The organism is Pseudanabaena sp. SR411 (assembly GCF_002251945.1).
GTDB lineage: Bacteria > Cyanobacteriota > Cyanobacteriia > Pseudanabaenales > Pseudanabaenaceae > Pseudanabaena.
Window position 1 is genome coordinate 1 of sequence record NZ_NDHW01000161.1, and the last position, 4,931, is coordinate 4,931.

Annotated in this window: 7 protein-coding genes and 1 tRNA gene; 5 read left to right on the plus strand and 3 right to left on the minus strand. The window is 41.6% G+C overall.

The window, feature by feature from the left end:
- Positions 1–397: 397 nt before the first annotated feature.
- The 5 genes from B9G53_RS16575 to B9G53_RS16595 all read left to right on the plus strand — a co-directional run bounded on the left by B9G53_RS16575 (position 398) and on the right by B9G53_RS16595 (position 3,837).
- Positions 398–610 carry a hypothetical protein gene (locus tag B9G53_RS16575; RefSeq protein WP_094534227.1) on the plus strand — a complete coding sequence of 71 codons (213 nt, stop codon included), beginning with the start codon at positions 398–400 and terminating at the stop codon, positions 608–610.
- Positions 607–891, plus strand: a complete 285-nt coding sequence (locus B9G53_RS16580; protein WP_094534229.1) for a type II toxin-antitoxin system mRNA interferase toxin, RelE/StbE family — start codon at positions 607–609, stop codon at positions 889–891. Before B9G53_RS16575 ends, B9G53_RS16580 begins: the two co-directional genes overlap by 4 nt.
- A gap of 137 nt (positions 892–1,028) precedes the next feature.
- Positions 1,029–2,381 carry a tRNA (N6-isopentenyl adenosine(37)-C2)-methylthiotransferase MiaB gene (gene miaB, locus B9G53_RS16585; protein WP_094534231.1) on the plus strand — a complete coding sequence of 451 codons (1,353 nt, stop codon included), beginning with the start codon at positions 1,029–1,031 and terminating at the stop codon, positions 2,379–2,381.
- Between the two features lie 77 nt (positions 2,382–2,458).
- Positions 2,459–2,530 (plus strand) — tRNA-Lys (locus tag B9G53_RS16590).
- A gap of 146 nt (positions 2,531–2,676) precedes the next feature.
- A complete protein-coding gene (locus B9G53_RS16595; RefSeq protein ID WP_094534233.1) occupies positions 2,677–3,837 on the plus strand; it encodes a glycosyltransferase family 4 protein in 1,161 nt (386 codons plus the stop codon).
- A gap of 60 nt (positions 3,838–3,897) precedes the next feature.
- On the opposite strand, the gene B9G53_RS28590 is transcribed toward B9G53_RS16595, so the two are convergent.
- The 3 genes from B9G53_RS28590 to B9G53_RS16605 form a co-directional block, all read right to left on the minus strand.
- On the minus strand, positions 3,898–4,023 hold the full coding sequence (locus B9G53_RS28590; protein WP_254923690.1) for a hypothetical protein: 126 nt from the start codon (positions 4,021–4,023) through the stop codon (positions 3,898–3,900).
- 141 nt (positions 4,024–4,164) lie between these two features.
- Positions 4,165–4,335, minus strand: a complete 171-nt coding sequence (locus B9G53_RS27500; protein ID WP_176453249.1) for a hypothetical protein — start codon at positions 4,333–4,335, stop codon at positions 4,165–4,167.
- A gap of 194 nt (positions 4,336–4,529) precedes the next feature.
- On the minus strand, positions 4,530–4,916 hold the full coding sequence (locus tag B9G53_RS16605) for a PleD family two-component system response regulator (protein ID WP_176453250.1): 387 nt from the start codon (positions 4,914–4,916) through the stop codon (positions 4,530–4,532).
- Positions 4,917–4,931: the final 15 nt, after the last annotated feature.

Consider the following 4,931-nt stretch of genomic DNA (forward strand, 5'->3'; position numbering starts at 1 on the left):
CAGGATCTTTAATAACCATTCATAGCACGCTTGTTCATCTAACAATTCGGTCAGGGGAAATTTGATCATCGCTTCTCTGTCGATTCATGAAAATGACTTCCTCCTATTTTGCCATTTCACCTACTTCCCCAGATGAGCGGTTGATCTTTTGTACTAATAATTTCTAGCTCATCACCAACCAAAATATTTGCCTCAGCTAAAACTTCTTTACTGAGCCTAATTCACTGACTATTGCCCCATTCCTGAACCTTAACCAACATAACTTTTGGTGATTATTCTTACAGTGTATGTATAGCCTGAAGTTTAAAGTTTTTTGTTGGCGATCGCAATCCGTCTCAAAATTTAGCGCAATGTTAAACTTAATCAATATGCACAAAGTTAAGGAGCCTAAGTAAAAATGAAAACCTATAGCTTTGATACGATCCTTGAATTTATCGAAGAAATGTCTGATGATGAGCAAATTACTCTAATCGACTTGATTGGTTATCGACTGAAGGAAAAACGCAGAGATGCGATCGCTTTTAACATTAAGAGAGCGGATGAAGAATATTCTGAGGGCAAAGTGTTCCGAGGCACAGTAGTTGATGTCATGGCAGAATTAAAAAGATGAGAACGCTTGGTTTTAGTTCTTCTTTCAAACGAGCCTTTAAAGCCTTAATCCGTCGCGAACCTGAGATGGAAGGTAAAATCACAGATCGATTAGAAATGTTAGTAGTCGATCCATTTCATCCCTCGCTTAAAACTCACAAGCTAAAAGGCAAGTTATCTGGTGCATGGGCTTGCACCGTAGAGTATGACTGTCGAATCGTCTTCAACTTCAAGAAATCTCCAGACACAGATACAGAAGAGATCCTTCTGATTGATATTGGCAGTCATGACGAAGTTTACTGAAATGAGCAATTAACAACCCAGAAGAGTGAGTCTTCTGGGTTTGGGTTTTAATTATGCTGAACTACTTAACCCTTACAATCAATGCTGAAAGATATTAGAATAGGACAGCAATAATTTCGGCTTGGTTAAACACTTTCATGACTGCTCAGAAATATCACATCATCACCTTCGGCTGCCAAATGAACAAAGCCGACTCCGAACGCATGGCTGGCGTTTTGGAAGATATGGGCTATCAGTCAACCGAGGAAAGCGAAACAGCCGACCTGATTTTGTATAACACTTGCAGCATTCGTGACAATGCCGAGCAGAAAGTTTATTCGTACCTAGGACGACAAGCCAAGCGCAAACGTGACAATCCTAAATTAACCTTGGTTGTGGCTGGCTGTGTTGCCCAACAAGAAGGAGAGTCACTACTGAGACGAGTACCTGAACTTGACCTCGTGATGGGTCCTCAACATGTCAATCGCCTCGGCGATCTGTTGGAACAGGTATTTAATGGCAATCAAGTAGTTGCCACAGAAGAAGCCTATATCGAAGAAGACATCACCACCCCACGCCGCAATAGCTCCGTATCTGCTTGGGTAAATGTCATTTATGGCTGTAACGAAAACTGTACCTATTGCATCGTCCCCTCAGTCCGTGGTCGCGAGCAATCACGCACCCCTGAAGTGATTCGTCAAGAAATTGAAAAGTTGGCGGCTCAGGGTTACAAAGAAATTACTTTACTTGGACAAAACATTGATGCCTATGGGCGCGACTTACCCGCAGGTGGGATTGGTGCAGGGATTGGTGGCAAGATTACCTTTACGGACTTGCTTTATTACGTCCATGACGTCGAGGGGATTGATCGCATTCGATATGCTACCAGTCACCCCCGTTACTTTAGTTCTCGCCTAATTAAAGCTTGTGCCGAATTGCCGAAGGTTTGTGAACATTTCCATATTCCTTTTCAGTCAGGCGACAACGATATCCTCAAAGCAATGGCTCGCGGCTATACCCACGAGCGCTACCGCCGCATTATTGACGATATTCGCGAGATTATGCCCGATGCGGCGATTACTGCTGATGCGATTGTTGCCTTCCCTGGAGAAACCGAAGAGCAGTTTGAGCGCACGGTGCAGTTGGTAAATGATATTGGTTTTGATTTGGTGAATACAGCTGCTTACTCACCCCGTCCTGGTACACCTGCGGCGGTTTGGGAGCATCAGTTGAGTGAAGAAATTAAAAGCGATCGCCTCCAGCGTCTTAACCATGCCGTTAATCAAAATGCAGCTCTGCGATCGCAGCGTTACGCAGGACGCATCGAAGAAATCATGATCGAAGGTACAAACCATAAAAATCCTAACCAAATTATGGGACGCACTCGCACTAATCGAATTGCCTTTACTGAGAATACAACTGGTAAATCATTAGCTGAGCTAATCGGTCAGACTCTTTCGATAAAAATTACTGAGGTAAGACCCTTTAGTTTAACTGGTGTAATTTGCTAAATGCATGTTAGACTAGCCAAGCGCGTAAAAAACACATGTGCGGAATGCATATAAAAGTTTACGTTCTTCACTCAAATGGGTCGCTAGCTCAACGGTAGAGCACTCGGCTTTTAACCGATTTGTTCCGGGTTCAAATCCCGGGCGACCCATAAAATACCTCAAAACAGCTAGCACAAAGTGCTAGCTGTTCTTTTTATGTTGCGACCGCAACACAATTGCCTTGAAAGATAGCCCCAACACTTCGCGCCGCCGCTAGTTTTGGTATTATACCTTTGGTAATAATGTGGTGTAGTTCATGCATATTGCATGGTTAGGTAAAAAATCGCCTGCTTGTGGCAACGTGACCTATAGTCGCGAAATTACAAATGCGTTACTCGATCGCGGGCATCGTGTCAGCTTTATGCATTTTGCCCCTGAAAGTGATTCAGACCATGATGAGATAGAAGAACATGCTCAAGAAACGCAGGATGTCGCCTTACCGTTCCTCTACAAATCCACTATTTACACGGTTCCATCCCTAAGAGCAAATAAGATTCTTGTTGATTCTTTGCGATCGCTAAAGCCCGATCTGATTCATGCATCCCTTGCCATATCCCCTCTCGATTTTCGATTGCCAGAAATTTGTGCCGAACTCGATTTACCCCTTGTAGCTACATTCCATCAACCCTTTGACCTAAAGCGTCGTAACCTTGCCTCTAGTACGCAGCAACTCACCTATCAAATTTATGCTCCATCCTTAGCAGACTATAATCAAGTCATTATCTTCTCTAATATTCAAAAAGAACTGCTAAATAAATTAGGAGTTCCCAATACCAGAATTGCCGTTATTCCCAATGGGGTCGATAGCGATCGCTATTCCCCAGGGGCTTCAAATATTAAAGAGGAACTGAAAGCTGATGTACTTTTTCTCTATCAAGGTCGTCTGGCGGCGGAGAAAAATGTTGAAGCTTTACTCAAAGCGTGGCGCAAATGCCGAATGCCAGAGGGTTGCAAACTGGCGATCGTTGGAACTGGACCTTTGCTAGCAGGTTTGAAGACTTTTTATGGCAATGATCCCAGCATTGTTTGGATGGGATATATTGCCGATGAGCAGAGACGGATTGAGATTTTGCGTGGGACGGATGTGTTTATTTTACCTTCGCTAGTAGAAGGTTTATCGCTATCACTGCTCGAAGCGATGTCTTGTGGTGTGGCATGTATAGCGACAGATGTGGGCGCAGATGGTGAAGTAATTGAGAATGGTGCGGGAATTATTCTTGATTCTCATAAGGTAACTTCGCAGCTTTGTACGCTTTTACCTCTATTTGCTGATCATCCAGAGATGGCAAAAATTATTGGCATAAAGGCAAGACAAAGAGTTTTAGATCGCTATACGTTGGTGAAAAATATTGATCGCTTAGAAGTCCTCTATGAGCAAACCATGAGTCAGCAATGGGTTCGGGTTAGTGCTTTCTAAAAATTCTTTAATAAAAAAGAGGGCATCATCTGCCCTCTTTTTTATTAGCTTATTTGTGGATTAGACAGAAGCAAAAAATGTTTTCTTGTATTCAGCGATCGCTTCCTTTAAGATTGCTTCAGCATCCTTAGTTAAGGTCTTTTCAGCCTTCACAATTTCAGAATATTTAGGCTTGCTGGTTGCCATGTAGTTATACCAGTTCAATAAAGTTTGACTACACTTTGTTGAACTCAAAGACATACTGGGTTTTATTTTTAATTCTCTGAAGTGTAGTCACACTTCAGAGAACTGGTATTACTCGAACCGTTGTTGAATGCGCTAACTTGCTCAAATGGACAACGTTGAGGCATTTGAGATAAAGATGTGATCGCGCCAATTCAAGGATGAAATACTCTCCAATAATTCAGATGCAATAAAATTAACATCTTGCCCTTGTTTGGCGGCTCTACTATAGAGCAATGCTTCTAATTTGGGATTAAGGGTAACAACTATTGACATAGAAATCCTCTTCTAGCACGAAGTTTCTAAGATAATTATAGCTTTAGAAAATTAATCTCAGCGATCGCCTACTCATCAAAAATCAAAAACAATGCGATCGCCCCATCATGCAAATCACCAAATAGCGATCGCTTATTCACAAAAAATTAAAGTAAGGCGATCGCGCCATCATGCAACTCACTAACAGCGATCACTTAATTCATTAAAAAAGACTCAATGGTTTCTTTGAATTTATCTACTCTAACAGGTGCAACTAAATACGCATCTACACCTGCTTTAAGTGCGATAGATTCAGGTATTTCTTCTTTACAGGTTGTAATTACAATCACAGGAATGTCTTTAGTCTTTTCATTGGTTTTTAACTGGCTACAAATGTTTAAATGACTAGGGACAAATTGTTCGAGAAGAATAATATCTGGTAAATGCTGTGTTGCAATTTCCCACAAGTTTTCGCTGTAAACTAATTCAATACAATTCAATCCCATGCCTCTAATTAAACGAGCATAGAAGTTGACACTTACAAAATCGCAAACATCAAGTACTGTGAATTTTTTTGTTGAAGCTATATCAAACTTCAACAAAAAAATTCACAGTAC

Bases quoted from the DNA above. Each gene is read 5' to 3' on its own strand.
- miaB (WP_094534231.1), top strand. From the start codon at position 1,029: ATGACTGCTCAGAAATATCACATCATCACCTTCGGCTGCCAAATGAAC.
- B9G53_RS16580 (WP_094534229.1), top strand. From the start codon at position 607: ATGAGAACGCTTGGTTTTAGTTCTTCTTTCAAACGAGCCTTTAAAGCC.
- B9G53_RS16595 (WP_094534233.1), top strand. From the start codon at position 2,677: ATGCATATTGCATGGTTAGGTAAAAAATCGCCTGCTTGTGGCAACGTG.
- B9G53_RS27500 (WP_176453249.1), bottom strand. From the start codon at position 4,335: ATGTCAATAGTTGTTACCCTTAATCCCAAATTAGAAGCATTGCTCTAT.
- B9G53_RS16575 (WP_094534227.1), top strand. From the start codon at position 398: ATGAAAACCTATAGCTTTGATACGATCCTTGAATTTATCGAAGAAATG.
- B9G53_RS28590 (WP_254923690.1), bottom strand. From the start codon at position 4,023: ATGGCAACCAGCAAGCCTAAATATTCTGAAATTGTGAAGGCTGAAAAG.